This is a genomic window from Kitasatospora sp. NPDC032757 (assembly GCF_055579305.1).
On sequence record NZ_JBVINN010000006.1, the window covers coordinates 85,802 to 108,362 of the forward strand.

The 22,561-nt window shown below is 74.4% G+C and carries 22 protein-coding genes; 9 read left to right on the forward strand and 13 right to left on the reverse strand.

Features of this window, described 5'->3' with window-relative positions:
* Positions 1-9 precede the first annotated feature (9 nt).
* The 4 genes from ACZ5WK_RS11255 (at position 10) to ACZ5WK_RS11270 (ending at position 4,193) form a co-directional block, all read left to right on the forward strand.
* Positions 10-396, forward strand: a complete 387-nt coding sequence (locus ACZ5WK_RS11255) for a VOC family protein (RefSeq protein ID WP_396322279.1) — start codon at positions 10-12, stop codon at positions 394-396.
* 272 nt (positions 397-668) lie between these two features.
* Positions 669-1,721, forward strand: coding sequence for a hypothetical protein (locus ACZ5WK_RS11260; RefSeq protein WP_465547088.1), 1,053 nt, complete (start codon positions 669-671; stop codon positions 1,719-1,721).
* A 286-nt stretch (positions 1,722-2,007) separates the two neighbouring features.
* Positions 2,008-3,510 carry a serine hydrolase domain-containing protein gene (locus ACZ5WK_RS11265; protein ID WP_465547089.1) on the forward strand — a complete coding sequence of 501 codons (1,503 nt, stop codon included), beginning with the start codon at positions 2,008-2,010 and terminating at the stop codon, positions 3,508-3,510.
* A 101-nt stretch (positions 3,511-3,611) separates the two neighbouring features.
* Positions 3,612-4,193 carry a DinB family protein gene (locus ACZ5WK_RS11270; RefSeq protein WP_465547090.1) on the forward strand — a complete coding sequence of 194 codons (582 nt, stop codon included), beginning with the start codon at positions 3,612-3,614 and terminating at the stop codon, positions 4,191-4,193.
* A 109-nt stretch (positions 4,194-4,302) separates the two neighbouring features.
* On the opposite strand, the gene ACZ5WK_RS11275 is transcribed toward ACZ5WK_RS11270, so the two are convergent.
* Positions 4,303-5,154 carry a class I SAM-dependent methyltransferase gene (locus ACZ5WK_RS11275; protein WP_465547091.1) on the reverse strand — a complete coding sequence of 284 codons (852 nt, stop codon included), beginning with the start codon at positions 5,152-5,154 and terminating at the stop codon, positions 4,303-4,305.
* A 74-nt stretch (positions 5,155-5,228) separates the two neighbouring features.
* Between ACZ5WK_RS11275 and ACZ5WK_RS11280 the strand changes: the two genes are divergently transcribed.
* Positions 5,229-5,660: a helix-turn-helix domain-containing protein gene (locus ACZ5WK_RS11280; protein ID WP_465547092.1), complete on the forward strand. Its 432-nt coding sequence runs from the start codon at positions 5,229-5,231 to the stop codon at positions 5,658-5,660.
* Between the two features lie 40 nt (positions 5,661-5,700).
* Here the strand turns inward: ACZ5WK_RS11280 and ACZ5WK_RS11285 are convergent, their stop codons facing one another.
* The 6 genes from ACZ5WK_RS11285 to ACZ5WK_RS11310 all read right to left on the reverse strand — a co-directional run bounded on the left by ACZ5WK_RS11285 (position 5,701) and on the right by ACZ5WK_RS11310 (position 13,591).
* Positions 5,701-6,321, reverse strand: a complete 621-nt coding sequence (locus tag ACZ5WK_RS11285) for a 2'-5' RNA ligase family protein (RefSeq protein WP_465547093.1) — start codon at positions 6,319-6,321, stop codon at positions 5,701-5,703.
* A gap of 95 nt (positions 6,322-6,416) precedes the next feature.
* Positions 6,417-7,406, reverse strand: coding sequence for a hypothetical protein (locus tag ACZ5WK_RS11290; protein ID WP_465547094.1), 990 nt, complete (start codon positions 7,404-7,406; stop codon positions 6,417-6,419).
* Entirely contained in the window at positions 7,406-9,535 is a 2,130-nt protein-coding gene (locus ACZ5WK_RS11295; protein ID WP_465547095.1) for a hypothetical protein, read from the reverse strand. The genes ACZ5WK_RS11290 and ACZ5WK_RS11295 overlap by 1 nt, the downstream gene beginning before the upstream one ends.
* Positions 9,536-9,538: 3 nt before the next feature.
* Complete coding sequence (locus tag ACZ5WK_RS11300) at positions 9,539-9,853, reverse strand: hypothetical protein (protein WP_465547096.1); 315 nt, start codon at positions 9,851-9,853, stop codon at positions 9,539-9,541.
* A gap of 418 nt (positions 9,854-10,271) precedes the next feature.
* Positions 10,272-12,986 carry a M4 family metallopeptidase gene (locus tag ACZ5WK_RS11305; protein WP_465547097.1) on the reverse strand — a complete coding sequence of 905 codons (2,715 nt, stop codon included), beginning with the start codon at positions 12,984-12,986 and terminating at the stop codon, positions 10,272-10,274.
* A gap of 413 nt (positions 12,987-13,399) precedes the next feature.
* Positions 13,400-13,591, reverse strand: coding sequence for a hypothetical protein (locus tag ACZ5WK_RS11310; RefSeq protein WP_148640780.1), 192 nt, complete (start codon positions 13,589-13,591; stop codon positions 13,400-13,402).
* Positions 13,592-13,992: 401 nt separating this feature from the next.
* Between ACZ5WK_RS11310 and ACZ5WK_RS11315 the strand changes: the two genes are divergently transcribed.
* Complete coding sequence (locus tag ACZ5WK_RS11315; RefSeq protein WP_465547098.1) at positions 13,993-14,352, forward strand: UBP-type zinc finger domain-containing protein; 360 nt, start codon at positions 13,993-13,995, stop codon at positions 14,350-14,352.
* Positions 14,353-14,357: 5 nt separating this feature from the next.
* Here ACZ5WK_RS11315 and ACZ5WK_RS11320 read toward each other — a convergent pair whose 3' ends face one another.
* Both ACZ5WK_RS11320 and ACZ5WK_RS11325 read right to left on the reverse strand, forming a co-directional pair.
* On the reverse strand, positions 14,358-15,326 hold the full coding sequence (locus tag ACZ5WK_RS11320) for a DUF5996 family protein (protein ID WP_465547099.1): 969 nt from the start codon (positions 15,324-15,326) through the stop codon (positions 14,358-14,360).
* Positions 15,327-15,506: 180 nt separating this feature from the next.
* Positions 15,507-16,019, reverse strand: coding sequence for a MarR family winged helix-turn-helix transcriptional regulator (locus ACZ5WK_RS11325; RefSeq protein ID WP_465547100.1), 513 nt, complete (start codon positions 16,017-16,019; stop codon positions 15,507-15,509).
* A gap of 137 nt (positions 16,020-16,156) precedes the next feature.
* Between ACZ5WK_RS11325 and ACZ5WK_RS11330 the strand changes: the two genes are divergently transcribed.
* A complete protein-coding gene (locus tag ACZ5WK_RS11330) occupies positions 16,157-16,567 on the forward strand; it encodes an organic hydroperoxide resistance protein (protein WP_465547101.1) in 411 nt (136 codons plus the stop codon).
* 58 nt (positions 16,568-16,625) lie between these two features.
* Here the strand turns inward: ACZ5WK_RS11330 and ACZ5WK_RS11335 are convergent, their stop codons facing one another.
* Positions 16,626-16,979: an SHOCT domain-containing protein gene (locus tag ACZ5WK_RS11335; RefSeq protein ID WP_465547102.1), complete on the reverse strand. Its 354-nt coding sequence runs from the start codon at positions 16,977-16,979 to the stop codon at positions 16,626-16,628.
* 179 nt (positions 16,980-17,158) lie between these two features.
* Here ACZ5WK_RS11335 and ACZ5WK_RS11340 point away from each other — a divergent pair, with 179 nt between their 5' ends.
* Positions 17,159-17,530, forward strand: a complete 372-nt coding sequence (locus ACZ5WK_RS11340) for a hypothetical protein (protein WP_465547103.1) — start codon at positions 17,159-17,161, stop codon at positions 17,528-17,530.
* Between the two features lie 57 nt (positions 17,531-17,587).
* Here the strand turns inward: ACZ5WK_RS11340 and ACZ5WK_RS11345 are convergent, their stop codons facing one another.
* Positions 17,588-18,238: a LamG domain-containing protein gene (locus ACZ5WK_RS11345; RefSeq protein ID WP_465547104.1), complete on the reverse strand. Its 651-nt coding sequence runs from the start codon at positions 18,236-18,238 to the stop codon at positions 17,588-17,590.
* Positions 18,239-18,365: 127 nt separating this feature from the next.
* The gene (locus tag ACZ5WK_RS11350; protein WP_396322263.1) at positions 18,366-18,998 is read right to left on the reverse strand and encodes a CBS domain-containing protein; all 633 of its coding nucleotides are present in this window, start codon (positions 18,996-18,998) and stop codon (positions 18,366-18,368) included.
* Positions 18,999-19,339: 341 nt separating this feature from the next.
* Here ACZ5WK_RS11350 and ACZ5WK_RS11355 point away from each other — a divergent pair, with 341 nt between their 5' ends.
* Positions 19,340-21,205 carry a hypothetical protein gene (locus tag ACZ5WK_RS11355; protein WP_465547105.1) on the forward strand — a complete coding sequence of 622 codons (1,866 nt, stop codon included), beginning with the start codon at positions 19,340-19,342 and terminating at the stop codon, positions 21,203-21,205.
* Between the two features lie 28 nt (positions 21,206-21,233).
* Here ACZ5WK_RS11355 and ACZ5WK_RS11360 read toward each other — a convergent pair whose 3' ends face one another.
* Complete coding sequence (locus tag ACZ5WK_RS11360) at positions 21,234-22,421, reverse strand: FAD-dependent monooxygenase (RefSeq protein WP_465547106.1); 1,188 nt, start codon at positions 22,419-22,421, stop codon at positions 21,234-21,236.
* Between the last annotated feature and the right edge of the window lie 140 nt (positions 22,422-22,561).

Sequence of the window (22,561 nt, forward strand, 5' to 3'; positions counted from 1 at the left end):
GAGGAGGCGATGGCAATGCTTGGAGACGCACCGCTGGTGGCCATCATCCCGGCCGCCGATATTGCCCGGGCGAGGAGGTTCTACACGGACACTCTCGGCCTGAAGGTCAGCGAGGAGAGCCCGCAGGACCTCACATTCGAGTGCGGCGGGACGGAGTTCGGCCTCTACGAGACGCCGAGCGCCGGGCAGGCCGCCCACACGCTGGCGAGCTTCAAGGTCTCGGACCTCGACGCCGAGATGGCGACGCTGCGCGGCCGCGGCATCACGTTTGAGGAGTACGACATGCCGGGGCTGAAGACCGTCAACGGCGTCGCGGAGGCCGAGGGCATGCGCGCGGCCTGGTTCAAGGACAGCGAAGGGAACATCCTCTGCGTGAACGAGCGGACCGCCACGTAACCCCCGCCCGCCCCACGCGGCACCCGGCCGCCGGGCCGTCCCGCCCACCGCGGGACCGCCCCGGCGGCCTCCTGTTCTCCGGACGCGGCAGCCCTGCCACGGCGGGGGAACCGCGTCGGCGGGCCCGCCACCGGCCGCATGCCGGCAGCGGCAGCGGCAGCCACTCCGCAGCCCCGTCCGCCACCCCGGCCACCCCGTCGCGCGGACGCGGCCGGCCCGGCACCGGCCGCGTCCGCTCGCGCAGCGGGCGCCCTCTTGCCCATAGTGGGGGCGTGAGCGACCTCCCCCGCACCCCCCGGCGGCGGACGGTGCTGGCCGGCGGGCTGGCGGTGCTGCTCGGCGCGGCCGGCTGCGGCAGCGGCGGCCACTCCGCAGCCCCGTCGGCCACCCCGGCCGCCCCGTCGGCCCCGTCCGGCACCGCGGCCCCCGATGCCTCCGCGTCCCCCGCTGCCCCCGCCGCTGCTTCCACGTCCCCCTCCGCCGCGGCGGCACTGCCCGCCACCACGCCCTGGGAACCCGGCCCGGGCGAGGTCAGTCCGGAGGTCAAACGCCGTGCCGTCGAGGTCGTCCAGGCGCTCGGCGCGTGGGGCCCCGGCGGCCAGGGCGCCGCGGCGGCGCAGCAGCGGGTGGCGGCACTCGGGCTGCCGGCGGCCCTCGCGGACCAGGCCGGGGCCCTGCTGCCCGCCGCGCCCCAGGCCGCACTCCAGGTGGTCGACGCCCAGTACGGCGGCATCCTCACCGATTCGGCGAGCGTGCTGGTGGTCTGCCGGCAGTGGACCCTGGCCGCCGACGGCACGCTCACCCCGGGCGGCACCACGGTGGACGTACGGCTCAGCCGGGCCGAGCCGCTCTGGACGGTCACCGCCCTGCACCCGGCCGAGCCCGGGCAGGCCGCGGCCGTCCTGCCGACGGCCGCCGGGCAGGTGCTCGCCGAGCAGCGCATCCAGCTGCCGCCGGCGGCCGTCGCGGACCTGCGCAGCGGCACCGTCCACGACAGCGTGCTGCAGGCGATGCTGGCCCTCGCCCGTGACTACACCTTCCAGGTCAGCGTGGTGCGCTCCGGCCACCCGCTGGACGTCTTCGGCACCACCCGCCCCAGCGACCACCCGCAGGGCCGGGCCTTCGACACCTGGCAGATCGACGGCCATCCGGTCGTCGATCCGGCCACCCCGGCCGAACTCGTCGACGGCTTCATGCGTGCGGCGGCCGCCGCGGGTTCCTACAACGTGGGCGGGCCCCGGCAGTTGAGCGGCGGCCGTACCGCCAACCAGTTCTTCTCCGACCCCACCCACCGCGACCACGTCCACGCCGGCTTCCTCACCTGAGGCGCGCCCCGGCCGACCGTCCGGAGCGGGACCGCTCACGCACACGGGCCGATGATCGGACGGTAGGAGACACGCCGTCACGCCGGCCTCTCGTCGTGCTCACGGCAGCCCCCCGATACTGACGATCAGCACCCCGGCGTTCGAGGGCCCGTGGTCGGCGGCCGAGGCCGGTCACCCGACCCCCGGCCCCGACGCCCCGGACCTCACCCCAGGGACAGTGATGGATCTCAGCGCGGCCGGAACAACCATGCCGGGCGGACCGACGCGACGGGCCGTCTTGCGGGCGGTGGCGGCGGGAGGGCTGGCGGCGGGGCTCGGCGGCCGGGCGACGACCTCGGCGCGGGCGGCGGCGGCCGCCGGTGGTTGGGCGGAGTTCGCAGGACAGGTCCGGGAGGAGTTCACGGCCATGGGCATGGTCGGTGCGGCCGTGGCCGTGGTCAGCAGGGACGAGGTACTGCTCAGCCTGCCGCTCGGTCTCCGGGATCCAGGGACGGGCGAGCCGGTCACGTCCTCGGCACGGTTCCTGGTGGCCTCGACCACGAAGTCGATGTCGTCCCTGTCGGTGGCCACCTACGTCGACCAGGGGCAGCTGGCGTGGGACCAGCGGGTCGTCGACGCCTGGCCGGGCTTCCGGGCCCCCACGGACGACCTGACACACACCCTGAAGGTTCGTGACCTCCTGGGCATGGCCTCGGGAATCGACGAGCCCCCGGCCCTGTCCGGTCTCCACGAGGGCGACCCCACGGCCACGCAACTCCTCCAGTCCCTCGTCAACCTGCCGGTGCAGGCCCCGCCGAACACCACCTGGATCTACAACAACACCGTGTACTGCGCCGGCGGGTACCTCCCGCTGCTGCGCTCCGGCGTCACCGGCGACCGGCTGACCGGCGCGTTCGCCGACGACCTGCGGCACCGGGTGTACGGGCCGGCCGGCATGACCGGGGCCCTCGTCGCGGACGACCCCCGCGGCCTGGTCGCCGAGTTCGTCCGCGGCAACGGGCCCGACCTCACGGGTGCGAGCACCCCGCTGGCCTACGGGCCGGTCGGCAGCTACGCCCCGGCCGGCGGGACGCTGGCATCGTTGGACGACATGGCGGCCTACGTCCGCCTGCAACTGCGTCGCGGCGTCTCGGTGGACGGGCGGCGGGTGGTGTCGGCCGAGAACCTCGCCGAATGCTGGAAGCCGCACATCCCGGTGCCGGTGTCGCCGGAGCTCGATCCCGACGTCGCGGACTCCGGTTACGGCATGGGCTGGATCCATAACCGGTTCTGCGACGGGACCTCGCTCATCTGGCACAACGGCGGCATCGACGGCTTCACCTCGTACATCGGGTTCCTGCCCGAACGCGACATCGGGCTGGTCGTGCTCAACGCCATGAACCCGTCCCCGACCGGCCAGTACTTCTACCTGTACGTTCTCAACCTCCTGCTCAGCGAGCGGTTCGGGCTGAACAAGGGCGTCCCGGCCGAGGTCCGCGCCGACCACCGGGCCGCCGTCCAGGCCCTGCGCGCACTCGGCGAGCGGACCAGCCCGGCCGACCCGGCGGTCACGGCCCCGTACCTGGGCCACTACGAAGGCGGATACACGCTCACCCAGGACGGCCCCGCGCTGAACCTGCGTCTCGGCCCGCGGACCTTCCCGCTGGGCGCGCTGCAGGACGGCGGCTACGTCATGACCGGTGGCCTGCTGGTGCAGAACCCCGCCCGGCTGGGGCGGGACGCCGACGGCACGCCGCACATCGAGCTGGTCGGGCTGGAGACGGTACGCCGGACGGTCGGGCCGGCGTAGGCAACCGACTCCCGATCACTCGTCAACTAGGACATGATCTGACCCACATGACCCCTACCGTAGTTCTTGGCCACGGAACAGGACCAACGAAGGCGGAGACCATGACCGACACCACGACCACCCCCGAGTCGACCACCCCCGAGCAGAGCGCCCCCGAGCAGAGCGGCGTCGCGGTCGGCGGGGAGCGCGCCGACCTGCTGGCCGTGCTGGGCCAGCACCGCCGATTCCTGCGCTTCACCACCCGCGACCTCACCGACGAGCAGGCCGGACTCCGCACCACCCCCAGCGAGCTCTGCCTGGGCGGCCTCATCAAGCACGTCACCTCGGTCGAGCGCGGATGGGTGGACTTCATCCTCGAAGGCCCCACGGCCATGGGCGACTTCAGCGCCATGACCGAGGCCGACTTCGCCCGGCGCGCCGACGAGTTCCGGATGCTCCCGGGCGACACCCTCGCCGGCGTACTGGCCGACTACGCCGACACCGCCCGCCGCACCGACGAACTCATCGCCGTCCTCCCCGACCTCGACGCCTCCCACCCGCTGCCCAAGGCCCCCTGGTTCGAACCCGGCGCCCGCTGGTCCGCCCGCCGTGTCCTGCTGCACATCAGCGCCGAAACCGCCCAGCACGCCGGCCACGCCGACATCATCCGCGAGGCCCTGGACGGCGCCAAGACCATGGGCTGACCCCGTCGGCGACCGGCCGCGAGACGTCCCGGTCATGCGCCGTCCCCTGCGCGCTCCGACGCTGGGGACGGGGCATGACCGACGCCGGGGGCCGGCTACCGGGAGCAGGCTAGGCGCGGGCGCCGACCAGCCAGCAGGCCGCGGTGAAGCGGACCTCCGGGCCGTGCACGAAGGGGTCGAAGGCCGCGCGGACCGTTTCGACGACCTGGGCGCGGGTCCGCTCGTCGACCCCGGGCAGTACCGGACCGAGCGCGCCGAACCGGGTGAAGTACGGGACCAGCTCCCGCTCGGGCAGGGTGCAGACCACGTCGACCGGCCGGAGGTCGATCCCGGCCCAGCCGCTCTCCGCCAGCACCCGGCGGATCCGGTCCGGATCCGCGAGGCCGAACTGCCCCGGCGCGTCCGGCCGGCGCGGGGGGAGGTCCGGCAGGAGCGGCGCCGCGGCGCGCTCGGCCGTCGTCATGAACGGGTTCTCCTCGAGGCCACGCCAGCAGAGGAACCGCAGCTCGGCACCGTCCCGCGCGGCGCGCCGCAGGTTGGCGAAGGCCCGGACGGGGTCGTCGAAGAACATCACGCCGAAACGGGAGACGACCGCGTCGAAGGCGGCGGGCTCGAACGCGTACTCCTGCGCGTCGGCGCAGACGAAGCGGGCCTGCGAGCCCTCCCGCTCGGCGCGCGCCCGGGCGGCGGCGACCATGGGCTCGGAGATGTCGACGCCGACACAGCGGCCCTGCGCGCCGGCCGGCCCGGCGATTGCCACCGTCGTGCCGCCGGTGCCGCAGCCGACGTCGAGCACCCGGTCTCCGGCTCCGACGGAGACCGCTTCCAGGAGCAGGTCCCCGAACGGTTTGAGCATGGCGTCCAGCACGGACTGGGCCTCGACCCAGGCGCGGCCGCCGGGGCCGTTCCACCGTGCCGCCTGGTCCTCTGCGGTGTTCTGCGTGTTCTGCGTGTTCTCCATGGCCGTCTCCTGTCGGTTGCCTTCGCGGGCCGGGGATGACACCGTTCCACCTCAAGCCGACTTGAGGTCAACAGATGACAGACCTGGACATCGCCGAGGTGGTGCGGCGCACCGGAGTGCCCGTCTCCACCCTGCGCTTCTACGAGGAGAAAGGGCTGATCGCCTCCACCGGCCGGCGCGGCCTGCGCCGCCAGTTCGATCCCGGCGTCATCGAACAGCTGGGACTGATCGCCCTGGCCCGCGCCGCCGGGTTCTCCCTCGACGAGATCGCCGGCATGCTCGCGCCCGACGGACAGCCGCGTCTCGACCGGCTGATGCTCGCCGCCAAGGCGCAGGAGCTGGACGCGACGATCCGCAGACTCAGCGCCCTGCGCGACTCCTTGCAGCACGCCGCCGACTGCCCCGCGCCCAGCCACCGGGAGTGCCCGAAATTCCGCCGCATCCTGCGGGCCGCCTCGGCCGGTTGGCTCCGGGCGGAGGGCAGGAGGGCCCCGCTGCCGCCGTGAGCCGGCCCGTTGCCGTGGGAGAACGGGCAGCCCGGCCGGCTCAGCCAGCTCCGGGCGGGGAGGGGCCGGGCGCCCAGCGGACCTCGCCGCTGCCCAGGGCGACGGTCGCGCGGGGCAGCATCGGATCGTCGCCGCCGCGGCGGGAGAGCAGCACCACCTCCCGCACCTCCGCGGACGCCGTCCCGAGCCGGGCCGCGCACTCGGCGGCGAGGCCCTGCGGATCCCGGGTCCGGCCCAGGGACAGATGCGGGGTGAACCCCGGGCGCCGGCCGCCGCAGCGCGGGAACCGCTCCAGCAGCAGCCGGTACAGCGCGGTCCACGGTGCCGCACCGGCCGCGGCCGGGTCGAGCCAGACCGTCGCATACGCCCGGTGCCGGAAGCTGCGCACCCCGTGCAGGCGGGCCGTGAAGGGCTGCGTCCGCGCCACCGCGGCGGCGACGGCCGGGACCGCCCGCCGGAACTCGGACTCCGGTACGAACCCGAACAGCAGGTTGACGTGCGGCGGCCACCGGCGGACCTGTGGGTCGTGCTCCCAGCGGATGTCCTGGATCGGCGGCCACAGCTGCTCGGGCGGAAGCCACGCGAGCGCCGTACGGGCCGTCGGCGCGACATCGAGCGCCCCGGCCGGCCCGGCTCCGCCGTACTCGGGCTCCCGGTCCATACCCGAAGAGTCCCACCTCTGCGGCCCGCCCCGGTAGCCCGCGCGCCGGTGGTCCGCGCGACGGTGCTACCCACGCTGGCCCGGGAGACCGGGCGTCAGGCGCTGCCCTGTTCGAACTGCTTGACGGTGTCCGCCCGTTCACGGTCGGTGGTGGTGCGCGCCCGGTCCTGGAGCGCGGGCAGGCCGGTCTTCTCCTCGTCCCGGTGGGTGGCGTCGGCCCAGACGGCGAGGAGGCCCGCGGCCTGGTCGTGGAGGCGGGCGAAGCGGTCGGGAGCGGCGGCCACCTGCTGGAGCCAGCTCTGGGTGAGGTGGCCGGCGGGGTCGGCGGCGAAGACCGGGACCGCCGCGGCCGGGGCCAGGCCGGTCAGGGCGGCGTCCTGCCAGGCGGTACGGGCCTTGGCGTCGCGGTCCCGCACGGCGGCGTCGGCGATGCCGTCGAAGACTCCGGCGGGTGCGGCGGCGCGGGCCAGCGGGTCCTCGATCGCGGGCACGGACGGCTCGGGACCGATGGCGGCGATCCCGAGGGCCCCCTGCCGCAGGTCGGCGGCCCGCAGGACCGCGTAGGCCGCCGGGTCCTGCGACAAGCCCCGCAGCACGTGGACCAGTTGGCTCTTCTCCACCGCGACGTGGACGCCGTTCCCGTCCTGCCAGGCGTCCGCGCCGGGCCCGTCGTGGGCCGTGTAGACGTCGTTGATCCCGGTGAGCACGGCGTGCGTGTCGGGGGCGTAGTCGGCGAGCGCCTCGGCGAGCGGCCTGCGGACGTCGGGGTGGACGCGGTGGTCCGCCCGGCCCGCGACCGCCAGCAGGACGGTCCGCAGGGCGCGGGCCTGTTCCAGGGTGTGGCTGCCGGGGTCGCCGCCGACGGTGGCCCGGCGCAGGCCTTCGGCGAGTTCGCCGCACGGCAGGCCGGACCGCCAGGAGGCGCCGAGCACGGTGCGGACGCGGTCGTCACCGCGGAGTCCGGCGCAGTCGCGGTCGGGGTCGTCACGCCCGGCGGACCACCACAGACCCGCGCCGACCGCGGCCGCCACCACCAGGGCGGTGGCGGCGGCCGCGGTGCGGCGGGAGACGGGGGCGGACACCATCAGGCGTTGCCCCGGCCGAGGTAGCGGCTCGCGACGTCGTTGCTGCGGTTGCGGCTGTTGAGCATGTCGTCCTGGAGCGAGTTGATCTCGGGGCTGTCCGGGTTCTGGCCGCGGTCCCGCGCCCAGATGCCGACCAGGTCGGACATCTCGCGGTTGGCGCCCAGGTAGGTGTCCGAGATCTTCGCGTTGGCCTCGGTGTTGTTCTGGTCCTTCTCCTCCAGGCTGACGGCGTACGTCCAGGTGTCCACCATGCGCTGGGCGGCGTCGCCGAGCGGGGCGATCGGGGTGATCGGCGCGCCGATGGTGTGGTAAAGGACCTTGGCCTTCCAGTCGGCCTGGGCGTTCTTGTCGTCGCGCATGTCCATCGCGGCGTCGGCCCGGATGGCGTCGAAGACACCGAGCGCGGCAGCGCCCTTGCCCATCGGGTCCTTCATCTGGGACTCGGTGGGGTTGGGCCCGATGGCCGCCAGCTCCTGGGCGATCTTCCCGGTCTCCGCCTGGTGCAGGGTGCCGTACGCGGCCGGATCCTCGGAGAGTCCGCGCATGAACCGGACCAGGCTGTCCTGGCCGACGGCCATCCGGGTGGTGTCTCCGTCCTTCCAGACCGAGTCGTGCCCGGTGTGGCCGTTGTAGACGTCGTTGCGGCCGTTCAGCAGCTCGTGGGTGTCACCGACGTAGTCGGCGAGGGCGTTGGCGAGCGGCTGGCGCAGGGTGTCCTTGATCTTGTCGCCGCCGTGCCCCTCGTCCATGGTGACGATGGTGTCGTGCATGACGCGGGCCTGCGCCTCGGTGTGCTTGCCGTCGTGGGCGGTACCGGCCCGCTCACCGGTGGAGGCGGCCTCGATCGCGGCGGCCAGGCCGCTCTGGGAGAGCGGGTCCTCCATCTTGATCATGCCGGTGTAGCCGGTGAGGTAGCCCTCGGGCCAGTCCCGTTCCTTCAACAGGTAGTGCAGCCGCTTGTTGGAGGCGTCCGCGCCCGGGTCCAGGTAGGAGGTCGCCGCCTCGGGCTGGCGGCCCATCACCCCGAGGACCTCGTCCAGCGGGTCGGCGCCCAGTGAGGTGCCGTCGTGCGATGCGCGGTAGCTCCACAGGCCGGGGTGCTTCTTCTCGCTGTCGACGATGTCGTCGGCGAGGTCGGTGAGGAAGGGCGTGGAGTACTTCGCGTCGCCCTTGGTCATCAGGGTGCTGAGGATCTGGTACCCGTAGACCGGCTCGGTGTTGGAGCCGAAGTTCTTGGTGCCGTTCTCCTTCAGCCCCTCGCGCCACTTCTTGTAGAACTCGGTGTTCGGGTCCTGGGTGGCGGAGGCGATGGCCCGGGTGAGATCGGTCTGCAGGCCCGGGTAGGTGCCCTTCTTCCCGTCGTCCTTGCCCGGGTTGTTGAGCTTCTCCGCGAGCTTGAGGGTGTTCTCGGGGCCGAGCTTGTCCAGCAGCGTCCGGGAGAACTCGGGACTGTCCGCGTTGGCCTTCATCAGGTTCGCCAGCTGCCCGCGCTCGTCGTCGTTCAGGCTGTCGATCCGGGTGGCGAGGTCGGCGGCCCGCTGCGCGTCGGCCTTGTCGCCGCCGCCCACCGCCTGGGCGTTGAAGGTGTTGTCGGAGCTGCCCGCCTTCGAGGCGCTGCGCAGGGCACGCGCGGCGCGCTGGTCGGCGTCGGTGGCCTTCTGGATGCCGGCCTCGATGGCCTTGGTCCACTTGCCCGCGGCCTCCTGGTACGCCCGCTGGGTGTCGGCGTCGTGGTGGAGGTCGTTGCGCGTGCCCGGGTCGAGCGTGCTGGGGTCGAGCACGGCGACCCCGGTGCCGGTGACCTTGAACCCGGCCTTGACCGCGCCCTCCGCGGCCGCGCGAACCTCCTTCTGCGCGGCCTCGAAGTCCCCGTGCGCGTCGTCCAGCAGCGAGGCCATGGCGTTCGCCTCGACCTGGGCGGCGGCGATCTGGCCCTTGGTCATCATCAGCTGGAAGTCGGCCAGGCCGGCCGTGCCACCGGTCCAGAGCCCGTTGCGGGTCACCGACAGCACGTCGCGGTCGAAGTCGGTCTCCATGGTGTGGAACTTCTGGGCCATCTCCCGCCACTTCACGGCGGCGGTGGAGAGGGTGGCGGGGTTGGCGTTGAGGACGTCCTCGTATCCGAGCATGGGTCACTTCACCTTGAACGCGTCGGCGATGGACTGGTTGGTGGTGTGATAGTTGAACGTGGTCTGCTGCATCGCCGCGCTGTTCTGGTGCAGACGGGCGGTCAGCTGGTCCACCTGCTCGTGCCACTCGGTCAGCGCCGCCCGCAGCGCCCCCGCCGTCTCCCAGCCCTTGTGCGCCGCGGCGGCCGCGTTGGTCGACTCGTCCGCCAGCGCGCCGATCGTCTTGCTGTCCAGTGCCATGCCGTTCAGCGCCGACTGCGCGCCGTTCATGGCCTGGCTGTTGAAGCTGAACTGTTCGTTACCTGCCGGTGTGGTCATATCCGCTCGCTCCCCCGTTCGAACCGTGCGTAGTGCCGGCCACCCGCTGGGAAGCCCGGCCGCAAACGCACGGCCGGAGTCCTGCCCGGGGTGCCACCGCATGCGGCGGCCGCTCCCCTCGTCCACGGAGCGGGTGCCCGACTCAGTCGTGCCGGAGATCGTACTCGGCCCTGCTCGCGATGCACCCGCGGGGTGCGGGCCGGCAGCAACCGGCGGGCACCGACGGCTCGGTGACGGTTCGGTGACGGTTCGTCGGCCCGGCTCACCGCAGAGGGCCCGGGATTCCCGGCCGGGTTCGCGGCGGCATCGGGGTGCGCGCATCGCACGGCAGCGGTCGGCCGGCCGGTCGGCCTGACGGACGGTCGGCGGGCCGACCGCCGAAGGGTTCGGCGGCCGGCCGGCCGTGGAGCAGGAGGGGTCAGCAGCCGCCGGCCGGACGGTCGCGGACCACCAGGTCGGTGCGGCCGGGGGTGGCGTCCAGCCAGATCACCCGGGTGCCCTGGTCGGCCGCGGCCTGGTACTGGCCGCCCCGGTTGCAGGAGAGCCGCTGGGGCGTGCCGCCGGTGACCGGGATCTGCCAGAGCTTGGGCAGCGCGGCGTTGGACCAGCCGGTGCTCGGCTTGCTGCTCGGGGACTCGTAGGTGACGGCCCGGTCCGAGGCGGTGATGGTGGCGCTCGGCGCGGCATAGGGCGCGTTGCCGGGCAGCACATCGGTCACCCCGGATCCGTCCAGAGCACCGGACCGGATGGAGGTGTGCTTGGTCGGGTCACCGGGCGTCTCCACCCAGAGCAGCCGTCCTCCCGCGAGCACGGTGGAGGCGATGCGCGCCTTCCCGTCCTGCGGCAGGTACTGGGCGGTGACCTTGCCGGCGGCGATCGAGTAGACGGTCGGCGCGTTGACGCGGTCCTCCCCGGCCGTCCAGTACTCGGTCCAGCCGAGGGTGCCGTCCTTGAGGGTGAGGCCCATCGGCGCGTGACCGTCGGGCAGCGGGAGTTCCACCGCCGGGGCGCCGTTGTGGGAGAGGTGGACCCGGGACCGTCCGTTGGAGTCGGACACCATGAAGGCGATGTCGTTGCCGGAGATCCGGACCTCGCTGGGCTGCTGGGTCGCGGAGCGGAACAGGCTGCGGATCTCGCCGCCGGACAGCGAGCGGGTCAGCACCTCCGCCCCCCACCGGTGCTCGGAGTCGAGTCCTTGGACCTGCCACGCGGCGGACGTGCCGTCGGTGGCGGCCGCGATGTGGTAGCGGCCGTCGTCCGGGCTGAGCCGGGTGGGGGCACCGCCGCCGGTGACGGACCCGGTGTACAGGGCGGGCACGGTCTTGCCCAGCGGATCGCTGTTGGACATCACCCAGCGGCCGTTGGCGGCGGCCGGCGCGGCGAGCATGCTGTTCACCTCGGGCAGCACGGTACGGCTGTCCAGGCCGATCCGGGACTGCCAGCCGGCCCGGATCCCGTGCCCGTCGAACGCCTTCGCCACCGAACGGAGCTGGGACGGGCTGAGGTCGAGCGCACGCCCGGCGGCGAGCACGGCGTTGCGCCCGTCCATGAAGTCGTCGAGCGGGGTGAGGTAGTCGGCGAGCGCACGGTAGACGAGCCGGTCGGCGGTGAGCGGGTCGAGGGTGCGCCGGATGTCCCACAACGCGCCGGAGAAGATCGTCGAGTTGAGGTGCACCCCGCCGTCGTCGAGCCCGCGCCCCGCACCGACGTAGTCGTCCACGGTGGTGCGGCGGTCGTCCAGCCGGCGGTCCGCGCAGGCCTCCGGGGTACCGGTGCGGCACTTGTTCTCGCCGAGCAGCGCGGCCTTCGGGTCGTTCATCTGCAGGCCGCGGGCGGTCACCTCGATGGCGTTCCCGAAGTAGTCGGCCAGCGCCTCGTCCATCGCGCCGGACTGGCCCGCGTAGATCAGGTTGGCGGTGTTCTGGACGACGCCGTGGGTCATCTCGTGCCCGGCGATGTCGAGCGCGACGGAGAACGGCTGGTACTTGGCGTCGGCGGCGCCGTACACCATCTTCTTCCCGTCCCAGTAGGCGTTCGGGAACGGATCGCCGCCGGCCGTCACGTTGACCACCGAGGTGATCGGGCCGCCCTTCCCGTCCAGACCGTCCCGGCCGAGGCGGTCGTGGTAGAAGTCGTACACCGTGGCGGCGTTGAGGTGGGCGTCGGTGGCGCCGCTGGTGCCGCTGGCCGCCGGGAAGTCCGGGGTCGGGGAGTGGGCCGGGAGGGCGTCGGCGGGGATGGTGCCCCGGAAGTCCTCGGCGTCCCGCCCGGCCGCGTCATAGGTGGTGATGGTGGCGGGCCGGGTGAGGTCGGTCAGCTGGTAACTCCCGTCCGGGAGGCGGCCGATGTTCACCTTGACGGATCGCCCGAATGCGTCCGGGGCGGTGCCGGTGGCGGGTTCGACGGCGGCCGCCGCGGCGCGCGTCGTCGTGTTGCCCCCGACCTCGTACGGGGCGTGGGCGTCGAAGGCCAGGGCGATCGCTCCGGCGGTGGCGTCCACGAAGACCTCGCGGACCAGCCGCCCGCCGGTGGCCGGGTCGGTGCCGCGCAGGGTGAAGTGCTGGGCCAGCCGGCCGGCGCCGCCGGGCAGGATCACCAGTCCGGCGTCCTCGGCGGTGGCCGCGGCACGGACGCGCGGGTCCGTGAGCGAGCCGAGCGCGAGGTCGCGCAGCGTCGCGGCCGGGACGGCCGGGGTGGTCGGCGCGGTGAGGCCGGTGAAGTACTTGCCGCCGGCCGACTCGACCTTCTGCCCGGCACCGTCGCCGGTGAGGTGGACCAGGTACTGCGCGCCGAGCACCGGCACACCGCCGTGGTGCTGCTGGAACCTGACGGTACGTCGGCCGTCGGCGCTGCGCTCGGTACCGGCTTCGGCCAGCCCACCGGGATCGATCCGGTAGCGGTCCGGGTGGGCCGCGAGATGGGCCCGGGCGGCGTCGGCCGGGCTGCCGGAGGCCGGCTCGGCCAGGCCGGTGACCAGCTGCGGGGCGGCGGTGCCCTGGCCGGCCACCAGGCCGGGGACGGGATCGGGGTCCGTGGCCGGTCCGGCCAGCGCGGGTGGCGCGGCCAGGGCCAGGCTCAGGGCGGCGGTTATGCCGACGCCGAACACCCTCGGCGTGCGGGAACGGTGGTGCACTGCGCTCCTCTCGTGGAACACGGATCTGTGCCGGCGACACGCAGGCATCTGATGAACGGTCACTTCGCTTTCGGTCGTGGCCGGTCCGCCCGACCTGCCGGACCAGCACGCCGGGGCGGCGGTCACGGAGGTCGGCGAGCAGGGGCGTCGGCGGGCACGGGGCCGCTGGACGCCCGTAGCTGACGGGCCGCCACATGAGGACCATAAGTCATCAGACAAGATATGTCGACTACCTGCATATGCAGACCCGCGGCACCCACGGAAGGTGACGCCGATCGTCCTCACGCGCTCCACCGGCGACGGCCCCGGACATGCCAGAAGGCCCCGCTTCGCTGCGGGGCCTTCTGGGGGTGCCGGCTCTTCGCGCGGGTGCCGGCGTTCGGGGGGTGGCCGGCATTCCCGCAGGTGGCGGGTCAGGGGAGCAGGCGCTCCACCGCTGCGGCTCCGTACTTGGCGAGGTCCTGCCGGGCCTTCTCGATCAGCGCGGGAGTGGGCTCGCGCCCCGAGGCGCGCACCATGTCCTCGGGGTCGACGGGGTGCTCGGCCCCCGTGTGGAGCAGGTGGTCCGGCGTGGGCATGGAGTCGCTGTCACTGATCCTGGACATGAAGTACCTCCGGGAGAGGAGTGCGGGCCTGCCGCCGGACGGGCGACAAGCTCTTCCCTAGAGTGTGGACCCATATCGCCCGTACCGGACACTTCGAACCGCCTCCCGTGCCAACGCGCCGGACTTCGGAGTGCCGGACACGGTGCGCCCCGCCGCCCCGGAGGGACCGCCCCGGCCGCTCGGCGCGGCGCGCTCCCGCCCCGACCGCGATGCTCGGGGCACTGCGTCCGAACGGGTCCGCCGGCCGGCCCCTCCCGCCGCTACGATGCAAGTACGGCCCGGTGCACCCGGCGCCGGACCGTCGTCGGGCCGGAGTGCAGGAGTGCCCGGGACCGCCGGAGTGCCCGCGAGCGCCGCAGCAGCCGAGCCCGCGCCCGTGCCCGACCAGGGAGGCATGCGACATGAGCGATGACGACATCCCGGGCATCGACCCCACCGCACGGCCGAGCGGGGACGGATGCGTGGAGTGCCTGACGGACGACGGACCGGGGTGGTGGCTGCACCTGCGGCGCTGCACCGCGTGCGGCCACATCGGCTGCTGCGACTCCTCGCCCTCCCAGCACGCCACGAAGCACGCCCGGGCGGCGGGGCACCCCTTCCTGGCGAGCTTCGAACCCGGCGAGGCGTGGTTCTGGAACGTCGAGACCGAGCAGTACTACGAGGGCCCGCAGCTGGCCCCGCCCGCCGCACACCCGCTCTCCCAGCCGACGCCGGGACCGCGCGGCAAGGTGCCCGCCGACTGGCAGCTCCACCTGCACTGACCGCCTCAGAGCAACGGACCCCGCAGGTGCGGGTCCGTGATGCCACCGGGGCAGGCGAGGCCGTCGGCGTCCCAGCCGGCACGCGCGGCCCCGGCCTGGTAGGCGCTCTCGTAGAAGGCCAGGACGGCCGACACCGGGTCGGCCTCGGCACGCGCCGCGTCGTAGGGCAGGACGGCCAGATGGCCGCCGTTGCGGGCGAACCACCGCGCGGAGGCCGGCGTGAGCGGGTCCTCGGCGAGCCCGGCCGGCTCGGGGGCCGTGTACGAGTAGAAGGCCGGCTCGCCCAGGTCCGCGTCACCGAACCAGAACCCGAAGCTGATCAGCTCACGCGAGTACGCCTCCCGGGTGACCGGGTCCACCTGCGGGGGCTGCTGGACGATCCGCCCGGAGAAGCGCGTGTGGGCGATGTCCAGGCTGTGCCAGAAATGGTGCACCGGGCTGGCCTTGCCGGAGAACCGGGCCGCGAACTCCTCCAGCACCAGTGCCACCTGGCCGAGGACCCGCCAGTACCGGTTGGCCCAGTCGGGATCGTACGACGCGTGCTCGACGTCCTCGGCGAACGGCCGTGCGGCGTCGGGCAGGGCGTACGGGCGGGGGATCCGGATCTCGACCTGGACGCCCAGGGCCGCCAGGGCGTCCAGGGTCGCGCGGTGGAACGACGCCACGGACTGGCCGGCCAGCGGGAAGGAGACCGTCCGGCCGTCCACCGTGGCGACGACCAGCCGGTGCTCGACGAAGTCGAAGTCGATCGTGAAGATCGGACCGGAGACCGCGCCGGCGGCCGGAATGCCGTCGATCCGGCCCATCGGGCGGGTGGTCATCCCGCGCCCGGTGAGGTGGAACGGCACGTTCCACCAGTGATTGCGCCGCACACTCGCCGCGAGCCGGATCTTGCCGACGATCTGCGCGAAGCGGTGCAGCGTCTCCTTCGTGTCCTGCCACCCGGCGAGCGGCATCGGCGGGAACAGCTCCATCGCAGGCCCTTCTGATCCATCCGGCGAGGTCCGCTCAGGGCGCGGGCCCCGAGCATGCCGCCAAGCCGATCACAACTCACCGCCACTCCCCCGCCAACACGCCCTGAGCCGTCGCCACAGGTCCGCCGGCGTCAGCCGGGGTCCGCCACCGTTTCCGCAGGTCCGCCGATGTCGCCGACGTCAGGCGCCGTCGCCGCCCGCGAGGACGGCCGAGTCGAGCGCGCCCGTGACCCGGTCCAGCAGGGAGCGCAGGGCGGCGAGGTCCTCGACCGGGAGGCTGGTCGCGGCGAGGAGCCGGCGCGGCACCTGGCCCGCCCGCTCGCGCAGGACCAGCCCGGCGTCGGTGAGGCTGACGTTCACCGACCGCTCGTCCTCGGGGCTGCGCTCGCGGCGGACCAGGCCCGCCGCCTCCAGCCGCTTGAGCAGCGGGGAGAGGGTGCCGGAGTCCAGTCGCAGGCGCTCGCCGATCCGCTTCACGGGCAGGTCGCCGTGCTCCCAGAGCACGAGCATGACCAGGTACTGGGGGTAGGTGAGGCCGAGGTCCTTGAGCAGCACCCGGTAGACGCCGCCGAAGGCGCGCGAGGCGGCGTTCAGCGAGAAGCAGATCTGCTGGTCGAGGCGGAGCAGCTCCTCGTCGCGGAGCAGGTCCGCGTCGGTCGGGTCGGAGCGATCGGTCTCGGGGAGCTTGGCCATGAACCCCATCGTACCGGCCGCATGCGCGATTCAGTTGTGCGCAATTGAATTGCGTGCTCTACTGGAACCCGGAAGGCGGCCCACCCGGCCGCCGAGGACAGAAGCACGACCGACGCAGGACGGAAGGGAACGGACCCATGGACGCGCTCTACACCGCAGTGGCCACCGCGAACGGCCGGGAGGGCCGCACCGTCAGCTCCGACGGACAGCTGGACCTCGCCCTGGCGATGCCGCCCGCTCTCGGCGGCAGCGGACAGGGCACCAACCCGGAGCAGCTGTTCGCCGCCGGCTACGCGGCCTGCTTCGCGAGCGCCCTGAGCCTGGTCGGCCGGCAGGCGCGGGTCGACACCGGCGAGATCTCGGTCACCGCCGAGGTCTCCATCGGCAAGGACGGCGCCGGCTTCGGCCTCGCGGTGATCCTGCGCGTCGAGCTGCCGGACTCCCTCGCCGGCGAGAGCGGCGAGCTGCTCGTCAAGCAGGCGCACGAGGTCTGCCCGTACTCCCGGGCCACCCGCGGCAACATCCCGGTCGAGCTGGTCGTCGAGTAACAGCACCCGGCACGGACCGGAGGGCCGCCGCGCGGAGACGCGGCGGCCCTCCGCCCGTTCACCCTCCGCCGCCCGTGCCGGGCCCCGGCCCCTCGGCGGCGCGCAGCGTGTCCAGCCGGTGGCGGTACTCCGGCGCATCGATCTCCCCGCGGGCGAACCGCTCGGCGAGCAACTGCTCCGCCGTCGGCGGCTCCGCCCGCCCCGGCGGCACCGCTGCCGCCCCGCCCGGCCCGACCCCGCCCGGCCCCCACGCGCCGGGCGGCACCGTCCGCGGCGTCCGCGACAGATGGCGGACGAGCGCGACGACGAGCAGCACCAGCACCGCCAGGACCAGCAGCATCGCGATCGCCATCAGCCCCAGGCCCCAGCCACCGAGGGCGTGTCCGTGCCCGTGTCCGTACCAGTGCCTCATGACGACCTCCTCTTCCGGCCCGCCCGGGCCCGCCGAGGTGTCCGGCGCCCCGTCCACCGCGGCACCCCACCCACCATCGTGCGCCCGCAAGCGGCCGGGCGAGCGTGAGGATTGCCTGAGAATGCGCGGAAATGCTCCCCCGCCCCGCCGGTCAGGCCCACCGGGTAGCGTTGCCACCCATGGACCACCATCCGGCGGCGGACGACCGCGAGCGGCTCGTCGCGGCCGGGGTGCTGCGCCGCTACGAGGACGGTCGCCCGCACCCGGCCCTCGGCCGCTCGCCGATCGCCTACGTCTCGACCCGCCTCTGGGACGAGCTCACCGCCCTCGCCATCGCCCCGTCCGCGGCGACCGCGACCGCCCACGCGCTGCTGCGCGCCATCGCCGACGACGCGCGTGACGCCGCCCTCGCCCCCGGCAACGAGCAGGCCCCGCGCGACGACCTCTACGTGACGCACCCCGCGTTCATCGGTCCGCACCGCCGGGTGGTCTGGTTCCAGCGCTCCGGCCCGCGCGGCCTGATCACCGCGACGTTCCCGCCGGACGCCTGAGGCCGGGCGGCCCTGCCGCGGGCGCCGGCCTCGGCGCTCGACCCGCAGGTTCCGGCCTCAGCGCTCGACCCGCAGACTGTGGCAGACCCAGCTGAGCCGGTCCGGCCCGTCGGCCGGCGGGCGGTCGTGGTAGGTGCCGTCCGCCACCGACATGTTGACGATCAGGTACGCGTGCCAGTCCGGCCCGACCCCGCGGCGGTCCGCATGCACCAGGGTGCCGTCGACGAACCAGTCGACCGAGTACGCCCCGAGCACGGTCCGCAGGTCGAAGGTCGCGCCCGGGGCTATGCCGGCGGCGCCGCCGTGCCAGTACCGGAAGCCGCCGCGGACGTGGTTGGAGATCTCCAGCAGGTCCGGGTGGTCGGGGTGGTACTCGAAGGCGTCCACCTCGTTGCCGCCGTCCCGCCAGGTCCAGATGGCCGGCCAGGCACCCAGCTCGACCGGGAGCGTGACCCGCGCGGCCATCACGTCGCCGGTGCGGACCTGGAAGCCCTCCGCGCTCCCCTCGGTGGTGAGCAGGCTGCACGTCCACAGCTCCCCGCCCTGCTGCCGGGTGGCGGTGAACACCCCGCCCGGGCAGTAGGCGCGGCCGAGGAAGTCGAGCTTGTGGTCGCCCCGGTTGGTCGGCCCCATCCGGGGATAGGCGCTGCTGCGGCCCGCCGTCCACTGCCTGGTCGAAGTGAAGTCCGCATCGAACACGACTGCCACGGCCGCCTCCCCGGTGCCCCTGCGTACCGGCGGCCCGATGCCGGCCAGTACACAGAGTGACTTACCCGATACGCTCCGCAGTATGCGAAGCGGATCCTCCGGGTCCGCCACCAGCGGCCGGCCGCCGTCAGCCGACCGGGGCCGGCGCCGCGCCGCTGCTGCCGAGCCGGTCGGTGACCGAGACGACACCGTCCACCGAACGGCACAGGTTCAGCACGATCGGGACGAGGTGCGGCTCCGGGACGGTGCCGCTGAGCACCACCCGGCCCTGGTCCACCTCCACGCCCACCTCGGCGGGGCTGACCCCCTCGATCCGGCCGAGCACCTCCTCGACGATCTCCCTCCGGATCACCCGGTCCTCGCGCAGGAAGACCCGCAGCAGGTCGCCCCGGCTGACCATGCCGAACACCCGGCCCTCCGCGTCCAGCACCGGCAGGCGCTTCACCCCGTGCCGGCGCATCTGCCGCGCCGCCGCGACCACGCTGGTGCCCGGCGTGGTGCAGACCGCCGGGCCGGTCATCAGGTCGGCGGCCGTGACGGCGCCGCCCGGCCCGGTCCGGGGCAGTTCGGGGGCCGGCAGGAGACTGCCCGGGTCCTCCTGCGCGGCCAGGGTGAGCAGGAGGTCCGCCTCCGAGACGATGCCCAGCGGCCGCCCCTGCGCGTCCACCACCGGCACACCGGTGATGTCGTACTCGGCCAGCAGCGCGACGATCTCCCGGAAGCCGGTCTCGGGCGCGACCCGGACCACAGGGCTGGTCATCACAGATTCGACGGTGGCATGCCGCACGCCGGTTCACCTCGTCCGCGAACGATGTCGGCCGGACGACCGTCGTCCGGCCGGGTACACCTGGAGCATCGCCCCTGCCCAGGCACACCGCCAGAGGCCAACGGGCTGAAAATCGGGGACCAACGGCCCTGCCCCCCTCACGGCCGCGCCCCGGCCCCGCCACTGATCGCCACCGCCCGCGCCGCGAAGACCCACCCCGGACGGCGCAACCATCACATGATCGACTCGTTGGACCGTCCACCACGACCACGCACGGCTCCGGGGAGGACGCGTTGGCAGAACGGACAGCCGGACCATCGCCGCAAGGCGCCTCCGTGCGCCCGGTGGCACGGGCCGAGGCGGTCCTGGTACGCCACTACCGCCGGCTGGTGCGGCTGGCGTACCTGGCCCTGCCCGCCGACCGGGACCGCCACAGCCGCGTCCTCGCCGCGCACGCGGCCGTCCAGTGCGCCCTGCCCTCCCGCTGGCGCCGCCCCGCCGGCCCGGGCGCCCCGGCCGGCCCGGACGAGGACCAGGTGTACGCCGCGCTCCGGCTGCGGGTGCTCCGCGCCGCCCTGCGGCCGCGGCCCGTGGACCGGCTGCTCGCGCCACGGGTCTGGGGGGTGCGGCTGTTCACCCCGGGCGGCGGGGAGGAGGACGCGGCGCTGGACCGGGAGCTGGCCGGTCTGGACGCGTCCGCGCGGGCGGCGTTCGCGCTGCTGGCGGTCGAGGACCTGACGCCCGGGCAGGCCGCCGAGGTGCTGCGAGCGGCCGGGGCCGCCGAGCCGGACCGGGCCGTCGACCGGGCCGCCGAACTCCCCACCGCCGCGCCGGAACTGCCCGCCTTCGACCCCTGCGCCGTCCGTGTCCAGCCGACCGACCTGCTGCGCCGCCGCCGCACCGTGGGCGCCACGCTCGCGGTGGCCGCGCTGGCGCTCACCACCACGGCCGCCGTGCTGTCCGGATCCTCCGCCGGCGGCGGCCCGGCCGCCGCCCACCCGCTCCCCGCGCCGCCGGCCGGGGCGGCGTCCGACCCGGCCCGGCTGGTCCGGGTCGCGCCGGACCAGTGGCAGCACACCGCACGGCTCGACTTCTCCGCATGGCCCGCCCGTGGCGACCGCCGCGACGACACCACCCTGCTCAGCCGGGCGCTCACCGCCTGGGCACAGGCCGGCCGGCCCGGCCCGCAGACCAGGGCAGAGCCGGGCACGGACACCGCCCCGCCCACCGGGACGCCGCACCTGCTGTTCGCCGGCACGGTCGACGGCACGGCCGTGGTGGTGCTGTACGACGGCGGGCGGCTGGCCCGCTACAGCGACGGGCGCGGCGGCGGGCTCGACCTCGCCCGGGCCGACGGCTCCTCCGTCACCACTGCGGGCGCGGTGGTGCTGCGCCGCCAGGGCACCTCCGCCCGCTACCTGCTCGCCCCCTGGATCGACGCGGCCGAAACCCGGCGGATCGACCAGCCGGACGCTCCCGCCAAGCCGCTGGACCGCGCGGACGGGGTGACGGCCGCGGCCCCGGGCGCCCCGGCGGCCATCAGCTCCCCCGGGCCGCTCGCGGACTGCCGGGACGCCACCGTAGTCCAGCTGCACTCCTCCCCCGTGATCGCCGAGAAGCACGCCTTCCTGCTGGCCGACCTCGGCGGGCTCGTCCCCGCCCATCTCAGCTACACCCCGCCGCCGGACCGCACCCAGCCGGACCGCGAGGCCCGCGAGGCGGTCACCCCGGAGGCGCTCCGGGCCTGGGCGCACGGCGGCTGCGCGGTGCCGGACGGCACGCCGGGGGTCAAGCAGCTGGACCTCTGGGCGTTCGCGGTGCAGCAGCTGCCGCAGAACGCGGGCGCGGCGTCCTGGGTCTGTCTGCGGGCCGACCGGTGGAACGGCGAAGGCAGCGCCGCGACCGCCGTCCTGCTGCCGGGGGCGCGCAGCCCGCAGCGCACCGGGGGCGGGCCCGGGCGGGCGTGCAGCCGGTTCGAGCAGGACACCGTCGGCTGGACGTGGTGGCGCTCCCCGCAGGGCACCGAGTTCCTGCTGGCGGCGGGCAGCCGCCGGGTCGCCCGGATCACCGCCAAGGGCCCCGACTGGACGGCCGACCGGCCCGCGCCCGACCACACCCTCGCCGTCGAACGGCCCGCCCGGGCCACCGTCTCGGTGGAGGCCGTGCTGGACGGCGGCACCCGGATCACGCCCATGAGATGAACCCGCCGGACGGCGGGGGCCGCACCGGTCAGTGTGCCGCCGACTCGGCTTCGTAGTCGGGCAGTTCGATGGTGCTGCCGACCTTCCTGCCCAGCTCCAGCATCCGGTTGAGGATCCACCGCCGCCCCAGCAGCCCGTTGCGCACCCGCAGTCCGGCCGCCGTCCCCGGGGCGAGGAACGGGCCGGTGCGGTCGCCGCCCTTCTGGCAGCCCTCGGCGTAGCCGCGGACGGTGTTCTCGTACCGGGCGAAGGCGGCGCGGTGGTCACCGCGGGCGCGGGCGAGTTCACCGGCCAGGACGTACGCGGCGACCACGGCGGTGCCGGTGCCCATGCCGCCGATGGTGGCGCCGCAGGCGGCGTCGCCGACCAGGGCGATCCGGCCGGTGGACCAGACGGGCACGTCCGCCCGGCTGATCGAGTCGAAGTACAGCTCCGGGGCCTCCCGCAGGCTCTCCAGCAGCCGGGGCACCTCCCAGCCGAGGCTGGCGAAGGCGTCCCTGACCAGCGTCTTCTGCTGTTCGATGTCGTGCCGGTCGTAGGCGAGTTCGGGCGAGGCGAAGAGGAAGAAGGCGCCGGCCCTGGCCGGGTCACGGTGGTCCGCGCCGACGGAGGCGAGCCGGCCCGGCACATTGAGGCCGACCGAACCGGGCGCGAGGCCCAGGTCGTTGGGAAGCTGCCAGGTGGCGGCGTAGTAGCCGAGGTGGCGGACGTAGCGCCGCTCGGGCCCGAGGGCCAGCCGGCGGACGTTCGAGTGCAGCCCGTCGGCGCCGATCACCAGGTCGAACGCGCGCGGCGCGCCGTGCCGGAACTCCGCCCGGACGCCGGTGGGCGTCTCCTCCAGCGCGGTGATCGAGTCGCCGAAGACGTACTCGGTGGCGGGCAGGCTGTGCCGGTACAGCACCTGGGCCAGCTCGCCGCGCGGCACCTCGACGTCACCTCCGGCGAAGTCGGCCGGCAGGTGGAGCAGTTGACGGCCGCGCCGGTCGACGAAGCTCATCGGGCTGCCGCCGGTGCCCATCCGGCGAAGCTCGTCCAGCACGCCCATCCGTTCCAGCACCGTCAGGTGGGTCTCGCCGCGGAAGTCGACGGCCTGGCCTCCGCCGCGCAGGGCGGGGGCCAGCTCGACGACGGTCGGTTCGAAGCCGTACCGCCCCAGCCAGTGGGCCAGTGCGGGCCCGGCGATGCTCGCCCCCGAGATGAGGACCTTCGTGCCCATGAGAAACCGCTCCATCCGATGAGATCGCCGCGGCCCGCCGCAAGCCGGCGGGCGCGGCGAGGTCCGTCGCCCTCCAGAAACTGTGTCCGTCGGACACTGATTGCTGCTGTGTACGGTAGACACAGTGGGGCCGGTTCGGC

Bases quoted from the DNA above. Each gene is read 5' to 3' on its own strand.
- ACZ5WK_RS11255 (WP_396322279.1), top strand. From the start codon at position 10: ATGGCAATGCTTGGAGACGCACCGCTGGTGGCCATCATCCCGGCCGCC.
- ACZ5WK_RS11270 (WP_465547090.1), top strand. From the start codon at position 3,612: ATGACCGACACCACGACCACCCCCGAGTCGACCACCCCCGAGCAGAGC.
- ACZ5WK_RS11275 (WP_465547091.1), bottom strand. From the start codon at position 5,154: ATGGAGAACACGCAGAACACGCAGAACACCGCAGAGGACCAGGCGGCA.
- ACZ5WK_RS11280 (WP_465547092.1), top strand. From the start codon at position 5,229: ATGACAGACCTGGACATCGCCGAGGTGGTGCGGCGCACCGGAGTGCCC.
- ACZ5WK_RS11285 (WP_465547093.1), bottom strand. From the start codon at position 6,321: ATGGACCGGGAGCCCGAGTACGGCGGAGCCGGGCCGGCCGGGGCGCTC.
- ACZ5WK_RS11290 (WP_465547094.1), bottom strand. From the start codon at position 7,406: ATGGTGTCCGCCCCCGTCTCCCGCCGCACCGCGGCCGCCGCCACCGCC.
- ACZ5WK_RS11295 (WP_465547095.1), bottom strand. From the start codon at position 9,535: ATGCTCGGATACGAGGACGTCCTCAACGCCAACCCCGCCACCCTCTCC.
- ACZ5WK_RS11300 (WP_465547096.1), bottom strand. From the start codon at position 9,853: ATGACCACACCGGCAGGTAACGAACAGTTCAGCTTCAACAGCCAGGCC.
- ACZ5WK_RS11310 (WP_148640780.1), bottom strand. From the start codon at position 13,591: ATGTCCAGGATCAGTGACAGCGACTCCATGCCCACGCCGGACCACCTG.
- ACZ5WK_RS11315 (WP_465547098.1), top strand. From the start codon at position 13,993: ATGAGCGATGACGACATCCCGGGCATCGACCCCACCGCACGGCCGAGC.
- ACZ5WK_RS11320 (WP_465547099.1), bottom strand. From the start codon at position 15,326: ATGGAGCTGTTCCCGCCGATGCCGCTCGCCGGGTGGCAGGACACGAAG.
- ACZ5WK_RS11325 (WP_465547100.1), bottom strand. From the start codon at position 16,019: ATGGCCAAGCTCCCCGAGACCGATCGCTCCGACCCGACCGACGCGGAC.
- ACZ5WK_RS11330 (WP_465547101.1), top strand. From the start codon at position 16,157: ATGGACGCGCTCTACACCGCAGTGGCCACCGCGAACGGCCGGGAGGGC.
- ACZ5WK_RS11335 (WP_465547102.1), bottom strand. From the start codon at position 16,979: ATGAGGCACTGGTACGGACACGGGCACGGACACGCCCTCGGTGGCTGG.
- ACZ5WK_RS11340 (WP_465547103.1), top strand. From the start codon at position 17,159: ATGGACCACCATCCGGCGGCGGACGACCGCGAGCGGCTCGTCGCGGCC.
- ACZ5WK_RS11350 (WP_396322263.1), bottom strand. From the start codon at position 18,998: ATGACCAGCCCTGTGGTCCGGGTCGCGCCCGAGACCGGCTTCCGGGAG.
- ACZ5WK_RS11360 (WP_465547106.1), bottom strand. From the start codon at position 22,421: ATGGGCACGAAGGTCCTCATCTCGGGGGCGAGCATCGCCGGGCCCGCA.